The 18,990-nt window shown below is 35.3% G+C and carries 14 protein-coding genes; 12 read left to right on the top strand and 2 right to left on the bottom strand.

The annotated features are described in order from the left end of the window. Positions 1-32: 32 nt before the first annotated feature. From AC07XU_RS01315 to AC07XU_RS01290, 6 genes are all read left to right on the top strand, one after another. Positions 33-623 (top strand): RNA polymerase sigma factor, encoded by a 591-nt coding sequence (locus AC07XU_RS01315; RefSeq protein ID WP_494941821.1) that lies wholly within the window; start codon positions 33-35, stop codon positions 621-623. A gap of 76 nt (positions 624-699) precedes the next feature. Continuing rightward, the gene (locus AC07XU_RS01310; RefSeq protein WP_494941820.1) at positions 700-1,872 is read left to right on the top strand and encodes a FecR family protein; all 1,173 of its coding nucleotides are present in this window, start codon (positions 700-702) and stop codon (positions 1,870-1,872) included. A gap of 84 nt (positions 1,873-1,956) precedes the next feature. Further along, positions 1,957-5,346, top strand: coding sequence for a TonB-dependent receptor (locus AC07XU_RS01305; protein ID WP_494941819.1), 3,390 nt, complete (start codon positions 1,957-1,959; stop codon positions 5,344-5,346). Positions 5,347-5,357: 11 nt separating this feature from the next. After that, positions 5,358-6,752, top strand: coding sequence for a RagB/SusD family nutrient uptake outer membrane protein (locus AC07XU_RS01300; RefSeq protein WP_494941818.1), 1,395 nt, complete (start codon positions 5,358-5,360; stop codon positions 6,750-6,752). A 54-nt stretch (positions 6,753-6,806) separates the two neighbouring features. After that, entirely contained in the window at positions 6,807-7,898 is a 1,092-nt protein-coding gene (locus AC07XU_RS01295) for a cyanophycinase (protein ID WP_494941817.1), read from the top strand. Positions 7,899-8,276: 378 nt separating this feature from the next. After that, entirely contained in the window at positions 8,277-9,116 is an 840-nt protein-coding gene (locus AC07XU_RS01290) for a cyanophycinase (RefSeq protein ID WP_494941816.1), read from the top strand. A 1-nt stretch (position 9,117) separates the two neighbouring features. On the opposite strand, the gene AC07XU_RS01285 is transcribed toward AC07XU_RS01290, so the two are convergent. After that, positions 9,118-9,549 (bottom strand): hypothetical protein, encoded by a 432-nt coding sequence (locus tag AC07XU_RS01285; RefSeq protein ID WP_494941815.1) that lies wholly within the window; start codon positions 9,547-9,549, stop codon positions 9,118-9,120. A 135-nt stretch (positions 9,550-9,684) separates the two neighbouring features. On the opposite strand from AC07XU_RS01285, the gene AC07XU_RS01280 reads away from it, so the two are divergent. The 3 genes from AC07XU_RS01280 (at position 9,685) to AC07XU_RS01270 (ending at position 13,274) form a co-directional block, all read left to right on the top strand. Beyond that, positions 9,685-10,959, top strand: coding sequence for a dicarboxylate/amino acid:cation symporter (locus AC07XU_RS01280; protein ID WP_494941814.1), 1,275 nt, complete (start codon positions 9,685-9,687; stop codon positions 10,957-10,959). Positions 10,960-11,606: 647 nt separating this feature from the next. After that, the gene (gene sucD / locus AC07XU_RS01275) at positions 11,607-12,479 is read left to right on the top strand and encodes a succinate--CoA ligase subunit alpha (protein ID WP_494941813.1); all 873 of its coding nucleotides are present in this window, start codon (positions 11,607-11,609) and stop codon (positions 12,477-12,479) included. A 309-nt stretch (positions 12,480-12,788) separates the two neighbouring features. Then, entirely contained in the window at positions 12,789-13,274 is a 486-nt protein-coding gene (locus tag AC07XU_RS01270) for a methionine-R-sulfoxide reductase (RefSeq protein WP_494941812.1), read from the top strand. A 348-nt stretch (positions 13,275-13,622) separates the two neighbouring features. Here the strand turns inward: AC07XU_RS01270 and AC07XU_RS01265 are convergent, their stop codons facing one another. After that, positions 13,623-13,838, bottom strand: coding sequence for a hypothetical protein (locus AC07XU_RS01265; protein ID WP_494941811.1), 216 nt, complete (start codon positions 13,836-13,838; stop codon positions 13,623-13,625). Positions 13,839-13,952: 114 nt separating this feature from the next. Here AC07XU_RS01265 and AC07XU_RS01260 point away from each other — a divergent pair, with 114 nt between their 5' ends. The 3 genes from AC07XU_RS01260 to AC07XU_RS01250 all read left to right on the top strand — a co-directional run bounded on the left by AC07XU_RS01260 (position 13,953) and on the right by AC07XU_RS01250 (position 18,906). Beyond that, complete coding sequence (locus AC07XU_RS01260; RefSeq protein ID WP_494941810.1) at positions 13,953-14,339, top strand: septal ring lytic transglycosylase RlpA family protein; 387 nt, start codon at positions 13,953-13,955, stop codon at positions 14,337-14,339. A gap of 995 nt (positions 14,340-15,334) precedes the next feature. Next, positions 15,335-16,306 carry a ribonucleoside-diphosphate reductase small subunit gene (locus AC07XU_RS01255; RefSeq protein WP_494941809.1) on the top strand — a complete coding sequence of 324 codons (972 nt, stop codon included), beginning with the start codon at positions 15,335-15,337 and terminating at the stop codon, positions 16,304-16,306. 215 nt (positions 16,307-16,521) lie between these two features. Beyond that, a complete protein-coding gene (locus AC07XU_RS01250; protein ID WP_494941808.1) occupies positions 16,522-18,906 on the top strand; it encodes a ribonucleoside-diphosphate reductase subunit alpha in 2,385 nt (794 codons plus the stop codon). Positions 18,907-18,990 lie beyond the last annotated feature (84 nt).

Raw genomic sequence — 18,990 nt, 5'->3', positions numbered from 1 at the left:
TACTATGTTTGGTTAATCAACCAAACCATTTCTTGAAAAACCATGTAAACATTGAAGATGAAAGTGTTCTTTTTGCCCTATTAAAGCAAGGAGATGAAACTGCATTCGAAAAAATTTACAAGCGCTATTGGGCAGAATTATATAATGCTGCTTACAAAAGATTGCCAGAAAAAGAGAGGTGTCAGGATATTATCCAAAACGTGTTTACGGATTTGTGGACGAGAAGAAACGAGACGGATATTGAAAATCCGTCAGCTTATTTACATACTGCGGTTCGATTTCAGGTTCTTAAACACATTAGCAGGGGTTCTAAAAATAGTTTTATCGCCACAAATTTCGAAACAGAGTTGATTTCGCCTTTGGCAAGTGATGATTGCATTTTAGAAAAAGAGGCAAAAACATTAATTGAACTTTATATTTCGGCTTTGCCAGAAAAACGCAGAAATATTTTTGTAATGCATTATTACGAAGGACTAAGCACGGCGAATATTGCTGTAAAACTAAACGTATCAAAAAAAACTGTTCAGAACCAATTAACAACCGCTTCGCATGGCTTAAGGTTTAAGCTTACACACATGTTTCTGTATGTAGTAATCCTTCTTTCTCTAATCTTTAGCTCCTAGCTTAACAAATCAATTTTTTTAACTTCCTTTTGGGATTTCTTTTAGCTTTTGGTACATGTATTAAAAGGCAAAAGAAATGAGTTCCTATAAAAGTAAAAAAGACCTTCATCAAATTATCGAAAACTATGTTTCTGGTAAGGCAACTGCCGAAGAAATAAAGTTTATAGAAACTTATTATCAACAATTAGATAAAGAGAATGAAGTTTTAGCTGATTTAAGTGAAGTTGATCTAAAAAGTTTTGCTGAAGAAAATTTCATCGCCATTAAACAACAAATTAGTGCCGATAAAGCCGTTAAGAAAAAGTTTCCAATTTACCGCTTTGCAGCAGCTGCAATTCTTTTATTGGCATTTGGCTTGGGTATATTCTTATCAACAAATGAAAAACGGCCAGCTATTTTACAATCGAAAGTAAAAAATAAAATCGATGTTTTGCCAGGTGTAGATAAAGCTATTTTAACCTTGGCTGATGGTTCTAAAATTATATTAGATCAACTTGATAAAGGCGAAATTAGTAAAAGCAATGGGGTAACAATTTCTAAAACTTCAGACGGACAAATCATATATACTGTAAACCCTTCATTATCAAATACTTCTAAAGCACTATCCTACAACAAAATAGAAACGCCAAAAGGCGGGCAATATCAAGTGATTTTACCAGATGGAACAAAAGTTTGGTTAAACGCAGCTTCTTCTCTAAAATATCCTTCTCTCTTTGCAGCCAACGAGCGGAAAGTTGAATTAACAGGTGAAGCTTATTTCGAAGTTGCAAAACAAAAAAGCCATCCTTTTAGGGTTATTAGTAAAAACCAAACTGTAGAAGTTTTAGGAACACATTTTAATATCAATGCTTATGGAGATGATAAAGCAATTAAAACTACTTTATTAGAGGGAAGTGTTAAGGTTAGCAATCCGCTTTTTTCAAAAACACTCAGGCCAAATGAACAAGCTTATATCAATAATTATGGTTTAGGTGCTATAGCTATTTTACCAGCAGATGCTGATGATGAAACTGCTTGGAAAAACGGCGAATTTAGATTTAACAACGCTAGTTTGAAAGCTGTTTTGTACCAGTTAGATAGATGGTACGATCTTAAAATTGATTACAATAATATTCCTGCAAAGCGATATAATGGAATAGTATCTCGTAAAGCTAAACTTTCTGAGGTTTTAAACATGCTCGAATTAACAGGAAATATCTCTTTCGAAATAATGGAAGGAAGACATTTAAAAGTTTACAATAAAAATTAAATACTTATGAAGAACAATTATTAACCAAACCCTGCCTTTTGGCAAAACTCACAAATCAATCATTACCTAAACAAACAAAAATGTATGAAATTTTACATTAAGCCTAGTGAAACACAGACTTGCCAGTCTGCAGGTTTTACTACAAATCCAATTACCAAAAAATTAACAAAAGCTATGAAACTTGTTGTGATTTTTTTAACAGCTTTTTGCTTGCAAGTGAGTGCTGCTGCATTTTCGCAAAAAGTGAGCATTAGCAAAAAGAATATGCCACTTGAGCAAGTTCTAAAAGAAATTAAACGCCAAACTGGCTACTTTTTCTTGTACGATTTAGATTTAATTCAGCAAAAATCTAAGCCTGTATCTATTAACGTAAAAAATGCGGATGTTAAAGAGGTGCTGGCAACCGTTTTAAAATCGCAACCTTTTAGCTACGAGATTAAGGAAAACACCATTTTAATAATGCCTACAAAAGATGTTGCTGTTTTAGCAATTGATGTGAGAGGTAAAGTTGTTGATGAAGGTGGGGTTCCACTTCCGGGTGCTTCTGTAAGAGTAAAAGGACAAACTGCTGCCGTTATTACTGATACTGATGGTAATTTTGTTTTGCCTAATGTAAGTGAAAACGCTATGATTGTAATTTCTTACATCGGTTTTACTGATGTAGAAGTTGCTGCAAAATTGCAGATTGGAACTATTCGCTTGAATTCTGCTTCAAATGCTTTAAGCGATGTAATTATTACTGGTTACACCAATTATAAGAAAAACCAATCGGCCAATGCAAGCACATTAGTTGCTGCAGATAAAATTAATACTGTGCCGGGTTTAACTTTAGACCAGATTTTACAAGGTCGTGTACCTGGTATGAGCGTTATTTCTAGCTCAGGTCAGCCAGGTCAAAGCGCTTCGGTAGTTATTAGAGGTATAGGAAGTGTAAATGGAACTTCATCACCATTGTATATTTTAGATGGAGTGCCTATAGAAGCTGGTTTTTTTCAAACAATTAACCCCGAAGATATTGAGAATGCGACTGTTTTAAAAGATGCATCTGCTAAAGCATTATACGGGTCTAGAGGTTCAAATGGTGTGGTGGTTTTAACTACAAAAAAAGGGAAAGCAGGTAAATTGGCTGTTGATTATGCTTCACAGTATGGTTTTTCTAATTTAAGTAGACCAAATTTCGAGATGATGAATGCTGCACAGCGTTTACAATTTGAAGAGGAAATAGGAGCTTCATTTGGTAGAAATATTGGCCCAGGATGGACGTACTCTCCAAAAAACCCTACTTATGCAGCTGGTACAACTGCAACACGTGCTCGTGCCGATTTTATTATTGATAGTTTAAGAAACAGCAATACAGATTGGAGAGATATTTTCTTCCAAACAGGTCAATTCCAAGAGCAACAAGTTGCCGTAAGTGGTGGAAGTGAAAAATTGCGCTTCTATAATTCATTAAATTATTATCAACAAGAAGGTGTAGCTAAACGTACTGGTTTAGATCGCTATGCGCTAAGAAGTAACCTTGATTTTAACGATGGCAAATTTAGTGGTGCAGTTAATCTTTCGATAGGTTATTCTCAATCTAGCTTTACCGAGGGCGAAGGTGGTACAGGTGCTGGAACTGCAATGGCATCAGTATATTATGCTTTGCCTTATGAAAAACCATATGCTTCTGATGGCACTTTGGTTCATCCAGGTAATAGGTCTTCTTACTTTATATTAGATCAGCGAGAAGGAACACAAGGTTTAGAGCGTTTGCTAAATTCATCTGATAAAACGGAACAGTTAAAGTCTATTATCAGTACTTCATTTGCTTATCAAATTTTACCAGAATTAAAAATTACAACTAGAGCAGGTATCGATTACAGAAACTCAACAGATCAGGTTTTCATCAATCCAGATTCTTATTATGGATCTCGAAGTGTTGCTAATACTTTAGGTGGTAGAGGTCGTTTTACCGAAGGAAGTAGAAGAAACTTTAATTTAATTTCAACTTCGGGTCTAACTTTTGCAAAAACCTTAAATACAAAACATGATTTTGAGGTTTCTGCATTTTATGAATATGTGTATAATAACTTCAATTCTTTTGGCTTTAGCGCTTATGGTATTGATGGTCGTTTACCAGAAACTCCGGCAGGTGCAACAAATGGCAGTGCAACATTTTTACCTTCGGTTTCTGGTGGTAAAACCAGAAGCGCTTTGGCATCAATAATGGGTATTGCTCGTTATACTTTTGATGAGAAATATACCTTAACCGGAAGTTATCGTTACGATGGATCAAGTAAAGTTGCACCAGCAAATAGATGGCATGGCTTTTACTCGGTAGGTGCAAACTGGAATGCAAAAGCTGAAGATTTTCTAAAAAATGTTGCTTTAATTTCAGATCTACGTATTAGAGCAAGTTATGGTACAACAGCAAGTCAGTTTAGTGGCGATTTCTTATACCTGCCAACTTATTCGGTTAGTACAAGTTATGGCGGTGTAGCGGGTATCAGGCCAGTTTTAGCAGGCAATCCTAATTTTGATTGGGAATATGTTGATGAATTTAACGTTGGCTTTGATTTAGGAATGTTTAGAGGTAATAGACTAAGAGTTAGTGCCGATTATTATAACAAAATCACTAATAACATGTTTATCGATCAACCACCTTCAATTACTTCGGGTTATTCTACTTTACAATTAAGTACAGGTAAAATGAGAAACCGAGGAGTTGAGTTTGATGTTAGCGGTGATGTAATTAAAGCTAGAGATTTTGTATGGACAATTGGTGTAAATGCCGGCTACAATAAAAACAAAGTGTTAAAAGTAACAGATGTAACCGATTCATATCCTGATGGCGACACACGTATTTTAAAAGTTGGTTTACCGTACGGAACTTATTTCGCACCAGACTGGGCTGGCGTAAATCCGCAGACTGGTGAGGCTCAGTATTACAATTTGGATGGCACAATTACCACTGCTTACAACGTTAATACACAAAGCACAACGAATTCTGGTAGTTTATATCCAACATTTACTGGCGGCTTTAATACCTCATTAAGTTACAAAGGTTTTACAGCTTCGGCGTTATTCTCATTCGTATCTAATGTAATGAGATGGAATAATGAAGATTTTTATAACGAAAATCAGCGCTATGCAACCAGTAACCAAACGGTAAGAATGTTAGAAGACAGATGGAAACAACCAGGTGATAATGCAATTTTGCAAAGATTTGATATTCCAAGAAACTTTACTTCTAAAGACATTCAGGATGCATCATTCTTAAGATTAAGAAACGTAAACTTAGGATACGCAATACCTAAATCAATTTTAGAAAAAACCAAGTTTGTAAAAGGAGTTAGGGTTTTTGTACAAGGACAAAACTTGTTTACTTGGACAAGCTGGAGAGGTTTAGATCCTGAGAACAATTCAGTTTCCGGTCGTTTCCAATATCCGAACACCAGAACATACACTGCAGGTTTAAATGTTAACTTTTAATACATACAACAATGATTAATAAGATATATAAAAAATACATCCTTGTATTTACTTTGTTGGTAATCACAGCATCCTCATGTAGTAAGCTAGATTTAAGCCCAACAGATTCAATAGATCCAACAAAAGCTTTTCGTAATGCTAGCGATATCAATTTAGGTTTAATTGGTGTTTATGCATTAGTAGACAATTCAATGGGAACTTTAAGCTCTACAGTTTCAGATGAAAACACTTTTCCAACAGAAAACACTGTTGGTAACAGCGATGCTTTCAGGTGGCTGTATAATGCAGGTAGCGGCTCAGTTACCTCATTTTATAACAACAACTATATTGCTATTGATAGAACAAACAGAGTTTTAGAAGCTATTAATAATTTAACTTTTACTGGTGCTGATGTTGCATTGGCTGCAAGATATAAAGGCGAATTATTGGCATTGAGAGCATATTTGCATTTCGAATTATTGAGAGCTTATGCATCATCATATCAGGCAGGCGCAATGGGTGTGCCTTATATGGAAACCTCAGTAATTAGCTATCCGGCTAGAGATAATTTTGAAACTGTAATTGCAAAAGCAAAAAATGATTTGTTAACAGCAAAAGGTTTATTACCAACAACTTTTACAGATAAAACCAGAATTACTAAAAATGCGGTTTCGGCCATTCAAGCTCGTGTTGCATTGTACGAGAAAAACTGGGCAGAAGCAATTACTTATTCAACAGAAGTGATAGCAGCTTTGCCTTTAGCTACAAAAGCTCAGTTTCCGGGTATTTGGACAGATGCAAATGATAACGAGGTTGTTTGGAAATTGAAACGTGTAGGTACAACCGATTCTAGAGTTGGCGATTTCTATTTCAGACAAACCGGAGGTATTGTGCTTTATGCGCCATCATTTAAATTGATTGGCACTTTTGATCAGGCAAATGATTTGCGTTTCCCTGCATACATCAAGTTTGATGCAACTCGTACTGGTATTAAATCTCAATATTTAGTTAACAAATATATTGGAGGAACAGCTAGCGCACCTGGATTAACAGATATCAAAATGTTTAGAACAGGAGAAATGTATTTAATTAGAGCAGAAGCTAGAGCAGAATCAACAGGTGATGCCGCAAGCGATATCAATACCTTACGTGCAATAAGAATTAACAATTATGTAAACTCAACTTTTGCAGATAAACAAGCGCTAATTGATGCTGTTTATGCAGAGCGATTTAAAGAACTGGCTTTCGAAGGCCATCGCTTTTTCGATTTAAAAAGAAGAAACTTGAGTGTACAAAGACCAGCAGCAGACGCGGTGAATGCATCGGGTGCAGTTACTTTAACATCTAGTCAAGCTCAATATGCATTCCCAATTCCTGCATTAGAGATTTCTGTTAATAAAAACACCAAGCAAAACCCGCTTTATTGATTAATTATTTTTGGGGAAGAGATTTTTTCTTCCCCAAAATTTTAAAATGCTACTATGAAAAAGTCACTTTTAGTTTTGCTTTTAGCAGCTGGAATATCATTTACAAGCTGCGGAAAATCAACCGACAAGCCAACTCCAGATCTAACAACATCACCGGTTGTTGTAAATCCTATTGTTACTAGGCCAGGTTCAATTGGCATTATTGGCGATAGTAGCAATGTAGTAAAACCTACAACAAGCGGTTTAGTTTTAATGGGTGGTGGTGCCGATGTAGAGGCTGCTTTTAAATGGATGATTAACAAAAGTGGCGGTGGCGATGTAGTAATTTTAAGAGCTACAGGAACTGATGCGTACAACCCTTTTGTAAATGGTTTAGGAACCGTAAATTCTGTAGAAACCTTACTCATCAATTCTAAAGAATTGGCTAATAATGATATTGTAGCCTATATTATTCGTAATGCAGAAATGATATTTATAGCTGGCGGCGACCAATCTAATTACATGAATTTTTGGAGAGGAACTAAAGTAGAGCAGGCCTTAAATTATTTGTTAACTGAAAAGAAAGCGCCAGTTGGTGGCACTAGTGCTGGCTGCGCAATTTTAGGCAGCATATATTATAGTGGCGAGAATGGAAGTACAACTTCTGCAGTTGCTTTAGAAAATCCTTTTGATGAAACTATTAAATTGTACAATAACGACTTTTTGAAAGCCCCTTTTTTGCAGAATGTAATTACCGATCAGCATTATTTAGCCAGAGAACGAGAAGGAAGATCGATGGTGTTTTTAGGCAGAATTTTGAAAGATTGGAACGTGGCCGCAAAAGCTATTGCAGTTGACGAACGTACAGCAGTTTGTATTGATGAAACTGGAAAAGCAAAAGTTTTTGGCGATTACTCGGCAACAAGGCCATATAGCAATGCCTATTTTTTGGCTACCGACATTAATAAAAAGCCAGAAAGCCTGCTAGCCAATACCAAGGTAAATTGGAACCTTGCAGAAAAAGCAGTGAATGTTTATGAAATTACTGCATCAGAAAATGGAAGTGGAAATTTTAATGTTGCTAATTTCAATTTCACAGAAGCAACAGGTGGTAAAGCTTTTTGGTGGTGGGTAAATAACGGAGTGCTTGTAAAAAAGGCTCAGTAGTTTCATTTCTAGAAGCGCAGTTTAGGTAGTAACTATGAATGCTACACCTGCTTTACACTTTATTTTTTGCGTATTTTACTGCTAAAAATTGGGTGTGAAGTGATGATAGAACCGCAAAAAGATACCGTTCCAATCAGGGCTAAAGTTCAGGGCTTGTGCAACTTAAACCCCTCATAGCTGCACAAGCTTGTGTTTTTAAACCTGATGGAAATGGAAAACCCGGATCCCGATTTTTATCGGGTGAGGATTTGAAATGAACAGCAGGACCGAAGCCAACAAAAGAGCTTCGATGCTGCTTTTCGAAAAATAAAATAAAAATGTTTGTCAGTCTGACTTCCCGAAAGATCAGGATAATTATGGAAGAATAAAATGTTAATTATGAGAAGATTTTTTTTAACGGTAGTTTGTTTAGTTATAGCAATAGTTGCTGAAGCTCAAAATGCAAAAGGTAGTTTGTTTATTATTGGTGGAGGTGATCGTTCTGATGCTTTGATGCAACAAATGCTTAATACGGCTAATTTAAAACCTAACGATTATATCATTGTGCTGCCCATGTCTAGTGAAGTGCCTGATGCAGGTTTCGAATTCTTTTCTAAGCAGATGAAAAAGCTAAAAGAAGGAGTAGTAATTAAAAATTTCAATTTTGCAAAGCACGATGTAAATGACAAAAAGTGGATTGACTCATTAACAGGAGCAAAGCTGATTTATATTTTAGGAGGCGATCAAAATCGTTTCATGAAAGTTGTTTTGGGTACACCAATTTATACAGCCATACATAGCGCTTATAAAAATGGTAGTACAGTTGCAGGTACAAGTGCCGGTGCTGCGGTAATGAGTAAATACATGATTACCGGAAAACACTTAATAGATACCGCAGCTAAAGATGGTTTTAATAAGCTTTGGCATCAGAACATTGAATTTTCTGAAGGACTTGGACTTTTGCAAAATACCATCATCGACCAACATTTTATTAAGAGAAACAGATATGGTAGATTAATTTCGGCATTGGCAGCTCATCCCGAGATGATTTGCGTGGGTATTGATGAGAGCACAGCAATTATTGTACAAGGTAGTAAAGCTAAAGTGGCTGGCGATAGTCAGGTTTTAAAATTTGCCAAGCCTAAAAACTTACAGACTACCCAAAAAGGATTAATTAAATTTAACCAATCAGAGTTTGGTATTTTTACAGAAGGCGATATTTTTCCGATTAAACCTTAGTTTATTTTTTATCGAGTTGATCTTCTGTGTACGTAGTAACTGTTTTACCGCCAACTTGTTCGGTACGCTGTTGAGTTAAAACAATGCTGGTATTTCGCATAAATTTAATATTCCAAGTTGCTGTAGGCGTGGTATTGTAGGTTATATTTTCTCCGGCAGCATCTATGGTGTAACCAACAGTTATACCTCCTCTAGTATATTGCCCTTCTGCGGTATAAACTAAGGTATCAACAGGCAAATACGGTATGGTATCGTTTCTTACAGTGTCTTTAAGGTTCTCAATTTCGATAATAACCTGGTTTTTTAGCGGCCATTTGCCTATAAACTTTTCTTTTACAAAATCTGCTCCAGCAATTTCATCTTCTTTTTTACAAGCATAAATTACCATTATAAGAGTTGCTAACAGAATTGTTGTAATTTTAAAATTTTTCATTGTTGCCATTTGCTAAGTAAAGATATAAATGCTAACGTCCTTTTTTATCAATTGTTGATACTTTTTAGGCTAAAATTTAAAAAAATCATTAACCCAAAAGAAAATTTTCTATATTTCACGTTGTAATTAATCCCGATGAAGCATATTTTCTCCAATTTAACTTTTCAAGTTTTAGTAGCCATTTCCTTAGGTATTTTAGTAGGTGTATTTTATCCTGGCTTCTCATCTTATGCCGAATTAATTAGCAAGAGTTTTATTAACATGATTAGCATGTTAATTGCGCCAATTATTTTTTTTACCATTGTTTTAGGTATTGCCCACATGGGCGATATGAAAAAGGTGGGAAGAGTAGGTGGCAAAGCTCTATTGTATTTCGAAATTGTAACTACCCTTGCCATTATTATAGGGATGGTTGTTGCCAACGTTTTAAAGCCTGGTGTTGGTGTAAATGTGCCAACTGGCGATGTGACCAAAATTGCTACTTATACAGCACAAGCAGGAGAAATCAATTGGTTGGAGTTTATTGCTCATATTATTCCGAAAAATATATTTGAGGCTTTTACCAAAGGCGAAATTCTGCAGATTTTGTTCTTTGCTATTTTGTTTGGTTACGGCTTAAATAAGATGGGAGAAGCTGGTCATTCGGTAATCAGCACATTTGATAAAATCTCGAAAGTTTTATTTAACATCATGAAAGTGGTGATGCGTGTTGCCCCAATTGGCGCATTCGGCGGAATGGCTTTTAGCGTTGGTAAATATGGTTTAGGTACTTTACTGCCAATGATGAAGCTAATGGGAGCAGTTTATTTAACGTGCTTTCTATTCATTTTTGTAGTGCTAAACGCCATATGCAGGTATTACAAATTCAGTTTGTGGAAATATTTAAAATACATTCGTCAGGAGATTTTAATTGTTTTGGGTACATCTTCATCAGAATCGGTTTTGCCGAGTATGATGAAAAAGATGGAGGATATTGGCTGCGAAAAATCAGTAGTAGGTCTGGTAATCCCCACTGGTTATTCATTTAACTTAGATGGAACTGCGATTTATTTAGCCATGGCGGTGATCTTTTTAACCCAAGTTTTTAATGTAGATTTAACTTTAACGCAGCAATTATCTGTAATGGCAATTTTAATGGTAACCTCTAAAGGTGCCGCTGGTGTTACTGGGAGTGGGTTTATAGTTTTGGCGAGTACGTTAACGGCTTTAAAAATTATGCCTGTTGAGCATATTGCGATTTTACTAGGTGTAGATCGATTTATGAGTGAGGCAAGAGCAATTACCAACATGATTGGAAATGGTATTGCCACCATTGTAATTGCCAAAAGTGAAAATGAATTTGATGAAGAAAAGTACTTGCTGGCAACTAATCCGGTTGCAATAGAAAAAGCAGAAGAGGATCATTTTTAACCTCACCCCAACCCTCTCCTTAAGGAGAGGGAGCAAGCTTGTCATTCAGATCCGCCATGGCGGAGAATAATCTCTATTAATAATTGAGTTATTAGAAAAGCAGTCGCAGTTCACATATTTAAGTTAGTCGGGCTTTTTTGCTTAATCTTTTTTGATTGCCCTTCGATTACGCTACCGATTAAAATCGGCACACGTCAGGATAACAATCAAAAAAGGATATCGCAACAATCCCGTTTAATTAACAAAGGCTTTTGCAACTATTATGCACTTACTAAGTTTGATGGGCTGATGTGCTGGAGAAATCGTCAGTCTAAACACAATGGCTCCATCAATTATGTGTTTATGTTGGGCGAACTGCGTTGTTTCTCGTTTAGCCAAAGGCACAAAACTTCGTAATCTAAACCCGACAGGCGTGTAGGTATTTGTCACGCTGAGCTTGTCGAAGCGCAAATACCGAAGCAATGGCGGGGCTACATTTCTCGAAGAAATACTGCCATTCTTTTTCAAATTATTAAAAAGATAAGAGTTATATTTTCATCTCCCATCTTCCATTTTACATTTACTAACACAAATTATACAATTATATGCCTTTTGCATTTGACATTCTATTTCAATTAGTTTAAGTTTGCAACAAAAAAATAGATATAATGAGTGTTTTAGTAAATAAAGATTCAAAAGTAATTGTTCAGGGTTTTACTGGTAACGAAGGTACTTACCATGCTGAGCAAATGATAGCTTACGGTACAAACGTTGTTGGCGGGGTAACACCTGGTAAAGGCGGTCAGACACATTTAGATAAGCCTGTATTTAATACAGTTAAAGATGCGGTTGATAAAGCTGGCGCTAATGTATCTATTATTTTCGTTCCACCTGCGTTTGCTGCAGATGCAATTATGGAAGCTGCTGAAGGCGGTATTAAAGTAATTGTTTGTATTACAGAAGGTATTCCAACTAAAGACATGATTGCTGTAAAATCTTACCTAAAAGGAAGAGATTGCCGTTTAATTGGTCCGAATTGCCCAGGTGTAATTACTGCTGATGAAGCTAAAATTGGTATTATGCCAGGTTTTATCTTTAAAAAAGGTACAGTTGGTGTGGTTTCTAAATCTGGTACTTTAACTTACGAAGCGGTTGACCAAGTTGTTAAAGCTGGTATGGGTATTACTACTGCAATTGGTATTGGAGGCGACCCAATTATTGGAACAACTACTAAAGAAGCGGTTGAATTATTAATGAACGATCCAGAAACTGAAGGTATCATCATGATTGGTGAAATTGGCGGTGGTATGGAAGCTGAAGCTGCTTTGTGGATTAAAGAAAATGGTACTAAACCAGTTGTTGGTTTCATTGCTGGTCAAACTGCGCCTCCGGGACGTAGAATGGGTCATGCTGGTGCTATTGTTGGCGGTGCTGATGATACTGCAGCTGCTAAAATGAAAATTATGGCTGAGTGTGGTATTACAGTTGTTGAAAGCCCAGCTGAGATTGGTGCTGCAATGGCTAACTTGTTGAAAAAGTAATTTTTAACCAAATATATTTTAAGAGCGTTTCACATTTTATGTGAAGCGCTTTTTTGTTTTATTATGGTTTAACCGCGAAGATGCAAAGTACGCTAAGTGGTGTCTTTTAGTTTTTTGATTTGCTGATAACGACTTCTCTCTATCTTATGTTGCTTGGCGCTCATAGCGTTCTTTGCGGTTAATTTTTATCTAAAAAGGTTTGACGCTCAAATGAAAATCAACAGACAATGATTGATTATATTTGTTTTACTTGTAAGTAAAATCTAAAGCGAACGGCAAAACGTATATAACTTACAAAACACACGAGATATGAAAAAGATGATCAATAAAACATTTTTGGCACTGTGCCTGTTGATTTCTACAGGTTTAGTTGCATGTGCGCAAAAGAAACAAGAAAAAGAAACCACTTCAAAAACGACCAAGAAAATGGAATACAATAAATTAACCAAAGAAGAAGAAGATGTAATTGTTCGCAAAGGAACTGAGTGGGCGGGTACCGGTAAATATGATAAGTTTTTTGAAAAAGGAACTTACATCTGTAAACGTTGTAATGCACCACTTTACGAATCGGACACCAAGTTTGATGCACATTGCGGTTGGCCAGCTTTTGACGATGAGATTAAAGGTGCGGTAAAAAGAATTCCAGATGCAGATGGAAGTAGAACTGAAATTGTATGCGCAAAATGCGATGCCCACTTAGGTCACGTGTTTGTGGGCGAAGGTTTAACAGCTAAAAATACCCGCCACTGTGTGAATTCAATTTCGATGACATTTGTGCCAGCTACCAAAAAATAAATAATCAATTTGTTTGATTGTGAAATGCCTTAGCGAAAGCTAGGGCATTTTTTTTTGCTCTGGCCTTCCAGCGTTTTGGGTTTTTCTTATAATGAAATATAGCTATAACAAATATAGTTTTGTGTTCTATAAAGAAGTGAATACCATAAGGAAAAGTATCAAGAGGAACAATCGTAACCTTGTTAAGGTATCTGATTTGAAAATTTAAAGGATATTCTGAAAGATAATTGAGTCTAGAATTTAAATCGGCTTCAAATCTAAGTGATAATTTTTCGGAGATATCTTTGTATCAATCTATAGCCTCTAGCGTATCATACAAGGCTTACTCGGTAATTTCTAAATTATAGATCAAGATTTGATGTGTTGTTTAATTTTACTTTTAAACTCGTCTAAATTATAAAGTTCTGATTCGCCTTTTTCTAGCTTTTCAATTCTTTCTTCAACAATTGATAGCTGATCATCAGTTATCAAATAGTTTTTATCAAACAAGCTAGATTGTAAAAGATCTATGATGGATAGCTTCTCATCATCATTTAATTTAAGTAATGCAGCTGTATTAATCATTGTAATTAAATATGATAAATTTTGAATTTTTATGAAACACATTCATCTAGCATATTTAATGAAAATCTCAATAAAAAAGTAATTTGTATATTTGCCATCCGCTTACTAAATAATATGAGGATTAAGTTTACACTCTTGCTTTTATTTTGCTTAGGTTTTACATGTGCATATGCGCAAGAAAATCTAGCTAAGCAACCTGATACCGTTGTTAAAACTATCTTCACAACTTACTATGCCAAGAAGTTCGAAGGTAGAAAAACATCAAGTGGTGAAAGATATAGAGCCGCAAGGTTCACAGCAGCTCACCTTACACTCCCTTTCGGTACGTTAATTACTGTTAGAAACCTAGTTTCTGGAAAAAAAGTTACTGTAAAAGTCAATGATAGAGGTCCGCATAGCAAGAAATTTTCATTAGACTTATCGCAGTCTGCAGCCAAAGCTTTAGGCATTTACAGGCTTGGTTACGCTAAAGTTGAGATCAGTTACGCTCGACCGAAATGATTTAAAAAATTAGTTGTTAGAGCTCATTTTTTAAACTTATTAACACTTCTTTTGATTCTGTAGCCCCTTAAAAAGAAATAATTAGCTTTTTTTCTCCCTTTTCTGACAAAATTTTGATTGAAAAATCACCATAAACCAACAACATGTTAACAACTTTGCACGGTAAAAAATCGTTCAAATTCTATATTTGTATTAGTTACTCAACTCAGTAAGAGTGAAAAGGTTAAGCTTTTTCTCGCAAAAAAAGCTTACCAAGAGAAGTCGATAAAGTTGTTATAATTCTGCCTTCCAAAAGTAGAACAAAATTTTCCTTCTTTTCTTTGCCCGGTTCCACGCCGGGCTTTTTTATTTAAAATAAAAATTGTTGTCTTTGGTCTAGCAAAACTAAGCAGTTTAATTATTGTTTCATAAAAAAGTAGTTACTTTTTATGAACAATTCATATAATGATAAAAAATGCTTTAAATCTGTGTTAGAGTTAGATTTTTGAATTAGATTAAAAAAGCTGTGGAGAACTTAATTGGTTTCAGGTGTAGAATTAACAAATTATATGATTTCTAATAATAATATTTTCATCAGTTCATTATATTCAAAAAATGGCGTGTTACAACTCACTTTTTAAACTTATTAACACTGCTTTTGATTCTGTAACCCCTTAAAAAGAAATAATTAGCTTTTTTTCTCCCCCTTTCTGACAAAATTTTGATTGAAAAATCAGTATAATTCAACAACATGTTAACAACTTTGCACGGTAAAAAATCGTTCAAATTCTATATTTGTTAAACAAAGTTCTTTAAAGGAAACCACACAAAATATTATTTAAGTCCTTAATATTTAGTTGATTGAAAAACATCGAAATTTCAATGTTTTTAAAATTCTTGCAACTAAATAGGTTTTTGTTGGCGGTTATATTTTGATAGAACTTTTAAGAGTAATGATTTACTTCTAATTGAAGTAAAAGTTAAAGCAATTTCTAAACGTTATAAATTTTGAGCTAATGGAGAACGAATTACTATTAAGAGAAAACAAAGACAGATTTGTGCTTTTGCCAATTAAGTATCCTGCAATTTGGGAGATGTACAAAAAAAGCGAAGCAAGTTTTTGGACCGCAGAAGAAATTGATTTATCTGATGACCAGAAGCACTGGGATAACTTAAATAGTGGCGAGCGTCATTTCATTTCTCACATCTTGGCTTTCTTTTCTGCTAGCGATGGTATTGTAAACGAAAACTTAGCTGTAAATTTTATGAGCGAGGTACAGTTGCCAGAAGCTCGTTGCTTTTATGGTTTCCAAATTATGATGGAAAACATACATGCAGAAACTTATGCGCTGTTAATTGATACATATATTAAAGATCCAGAAGAGAAAGATCGTTTATTCCATGCTATTGATACTGTTCCGGCAGTAAAAAGAAAAGCAGAATGGGCTCTACGTTGGATTGACAACGGAAACTTTGCTGAACGTTTGGTAGCATTTGCTGCAGTAGAAGGGATTTTCTTTAGTGGTAGTTTCTGTTCTATTTTTTGGTTAAAGAAACGCGGTTTAATGCCAGGCTTAACTTTTAGTAACGAGCTAATCTCTAGAGATGAAGGCATGCACTGCGAATTTGCTTGTTTGTTGTACAGCATGTTAGAGAACAAATTGTCTGAAGAACAAGTACATGGAATTATCCGCGATGCGGTAGAAATTGAAAAAGAATTTGTAACCGATGCTTTGCCTGTTGCCTTAATTGGGATGAATGCAAAATTAATGAGCCAATACATTGAATTTGTTGCCGATAGATGGATCAGCGAATTAGGTTATAAAAAAATATACGGCGCTACCAATCCATTCGATTTTATGGAGATGATTTCGCTACAAGGAAAAACTAACTTCTTCGAGAAAAGAGTAGGTGATTATCAAAAAAGTGGTGTATTAACCTCTACAGAAGATAAAGCACAAGCTTTTTCACTAGACGAAGATTTTTAGAAATTGATTGAATGAGAACAGGATAGATTGATTGAATTAGGCGGTACGCAAATATTCATTCATCCTAAATTCCCTCATCCAAAATTAAAAAAGACAAAGGTTAAATAGAAGGTTAGGGAGCTGTTTAACTAAAGAAAATAATTATTGAATTATAAGATTTAACATATAGGATTTGTCTCAAATCTCATATCTCAAATCTAAAATCTGATTAAAAAATGTTTGTAATTAAAAGAGATGGCCGCAAAGAGCCAGTAAAGTTTGATAAGATAACCGCTCGTATAGAGAAGTTGTGTTATGGTTTTAACGCCGAATTAGTAGATCCAATTGATGTTGCCAAAAAGGTAATTGAGGGTTTGTTTGATGGTGTTACCACTTCAGAGCTTGATAACTTAGCTGCAGAAACAGCTGCCTCTTTAACTACCAAACATCCAGATTATGCGTTGTTGGCATCGCGTATTGCGGTTTCTAACTTGCATAAAAACACATTAAAGTCGTTTTCTAAAACGATGGAAATGTTATATACGTACATTGATCCAAAAACAGAAAAACCATCATCATTAATTGCAGAAGATGTTTGGAAAGTAATCAATGAAAATGCTGAAATCTTAGATAGTACAATCATCTATGATAGAGATTTTGGTTTTGATTATTTCGGTTTCAAAACGTTAGAAAAATCATATTTGTTAAAAGTTAATGGTGCAATTGTAGAGCGTCCTCAACATTTATTTATGCGTGTGGCGGTTGGTATTCACAAAGAAGATATCGAAAGCGCTATTAAAACTTATAACTTAATGAGTGAGCGTTGGTTTACACATGCTACACCAACTTTATTTAACGCAGCAACACCAAAACCTCAAATGTCATCATGTTTCTTGTTAACCATGCAAGATGATAGTATTGAAGGTATTTATGATACCTTAAAACAAACTGCTAAAATTTCACAAAGTGCTGGTGGTATTGGCTTAAGTATCCACAATATCCGTGCTACGGGAGCTTACATTGGTGGCACAAACGGCACAAGTAATGGTATCGTACCAATGCTAAAAGTATTTAATGATACAGCTCGTTACGTAGATCAAGGTGGCGGTAAACGTAAAGGTGCTTTTGCTATTTATTTAGAACCTTGGCATGCAGATATTTTCGCTTTCTTAGATTTACGTAAAAACCACGGTAAAGAAGAAATGCGTGCTCGTGATTTATTCTACGCACTTTGGGTTTGCGATTTATTTATGCAACGTGTTGAAGAAAATGGCGATTGGAGTTTATTCTCGCCAGATGAAGCACCAGGTTTAGCAGATTGCCATAGCGAAGAGTTTAACGAACTTTATACGCGTTACGAAAAAGAAGGTAGAGCTCGTAAAACTATCAAAGCTCAAGAACTTTGGTTTGCCATTTTAGATTCGCAAATTGAAACAGGTACACCATATTTGTTGTATAAAGATGCAGCAAACAGCAAATCTAACCAACAAAATTTAGGTACAATTAAGTCGTCTAACTTATGTACAGAAATTATTGAGTACACCTCTAAAGACGAAGTTGCAGTTTGTAACTTAGCTTCATTGGCTTTACCTCGTTTTGTAATCAATGGCGAATTCGATCACCAAAAACTATATGAAGTAACTTACCAAGCTACTTTAAACCTAAATAAAATTATCGATTACAACTATTATCCTGTAATCGAAGCACAAAACTCTAACTTCCGTCACCGCCCAGTTGGTTTGGGTGTACAAGGTTTGGCCGATGCATTTATTTTATTGCGTTTACCATTTGAGAGTGATGCTGCTAAACAATTGAACAAAGAAATTTTCGAGACCATTTATTTTGCTGGTATGACAGCATCTGCAGATTTAGCTACTAAAAATGGTGCTTACGAAACCTTTAAAGGTTCACCACTATCTAAAGGTAAGTTCCAATTCGATCTTTGGAATGTGAAGCCAGATAGCAACCGTTGGGATTGGGAAGCTTTACGCAAACGCGTGATGAAAACCGGTGTATACAACTCATTGTTAGTTGCACCAATGCCAACTGCTTCTACCTCACAAATTTTAGGCAATAACGAATGTTTTGAGCCGTATACTTCAAATATCTACACCCGTAGAGTATTAAGTGGAGAGTTTGTGGTAGTAAACAAACATTTATTAAAAGATTTAGTAGCTCTAGGTTTGTGGACACCACAAATGAAAGACAGAATTATTTTGGCAAACGGATCAATCCAAGACATTGCAGAAATTCCAGATTACATCAAAGAATTATACAAAACAGTTTGGGAGATCAAGATGAAAAACATCATCGACATGTCTGCTGATAGAGGTGCATACATTTGCCAATCTCAATCACTTAACTTGTTCATCAATGCACCAAATACTTCAAAACTAACTTCAATGCACTTCTACGCATGGAAAAAAGGATTGAAAACTGGTATGTACTACTTACGTACTCAAGCTGCTTCTCAAGCTGTTAAATTCACCGTAGAAAACCAAGGTGGTAAAGCAATTGAAGCTGTAATTCCGGCAACTATACCGCAAAATCAAGTTGCAGAAGAAATTGTAGACGGACCAGTTTGCTCAATGGAGGAAGGTTGCATTAGCTGTTCGGGATAACGCCTAAGTCCTCTAAAGTAAACTTTAAGCAGTATCGTCATGCCGAATTTATTTCAGCATCTGTTTTGCAGGAAGACATAAATC

It is taken from the genome of Pedobacter sp. GW456-11-11-14-TSB4, from assembly GCF_059424425.1.
Note: the sequence above shows the minus strand (reverse complement) of the source record. Positions and strands in the feature narration are given on the sequence as shown.

Coding starts and splice junctions, on each gene's coding strand:
- AC07XU_RS01305 (WP_494941819.1), top strand. CDS start 1,957: ATGAAATTTTACATTAAGCCTAGTGAAACACAGACTTGCCAGTCTGCA.
- AC07XU_RS01295 (WP_494941817.1), top strand. CDS start 6,807: ATGAAAAAGTCACTTTTAGTTTTGCTTTTAGCAGCTGGAATATCATTT.
- AC07XU_RS01285 (WP_494941815.1), bottom strand. CDS start 9,549: ATGAAAAATTTTAAAATTACAACAATTCTGTTAGCAACTCTTATAATG.
- AC07XU_RS01255 (WP_494941809.1), top strand. CDS start 15,335: ATGGAGAACGAATTACTATTAAGAGAAAACAAAGACAGATTTGTGCTT.
- AC07XU_RS01270 (WP_494941812.1), top strand. CDS start 12,789: ATGAAAAAGATGATCAATAAAACATTTTTGGCACTGTGCCTGTTGATT.
- AC07XU_RS01300 (WP_494941818.1), top strand. CDS start 5,358: ATGATTAATAAGATATATAAAAAATACATCCTTGTATTTACTTTGTTG.
- AC07XU_RS01250 (WP_494941808.1), top strand. CDS start 16,522: ATGTTTGTAATTAAAAGAGATGGCCGCAAAGAGCCAGTAAAGTTTGAT.
- AC07XU_RS01265 (WP_494941811.1), bottom strand. CDS start 13,838: ATGATTAATACAGCTGCATTACTTAAATTAAATGATGATGAGAAGCTA.
- AC07XU_RS01290 (WP_494941816.1), top strand. CDS start 8,277: ATGAGAAGATTTTTTTTAACGGTAGTTTGTTTAGTTATAGCAATAGTT.
- AC07XU_RS01310 (WP_494941820.1), top strand. CDS start 700: ATGAGTTCCTATAAAAGTAAAAAAGACCTTCATCAAATTATCGAAAAC.
- AC07XU_RS01280 (WP_494941814.1), top strand. CDS start 9,685: ATGAAGCATATTTTCTCCAATTTAACTTTTCAAGTTTTAGTAGCCATT.
- AC07XU_RS01260 (WP_494941810.1), top strand. CDS start 13,953: ATGAGGATTAAGTTTACACTCTTGCTTTTATTTTGCTTAGGTTTTACA.
- sucD (WP_494941813.1), top strand. CDS start 11,607: ATGAGTGTTTTAGTAAATAAAGATTCAAAAGTAATTGTTCAGGGTTTT.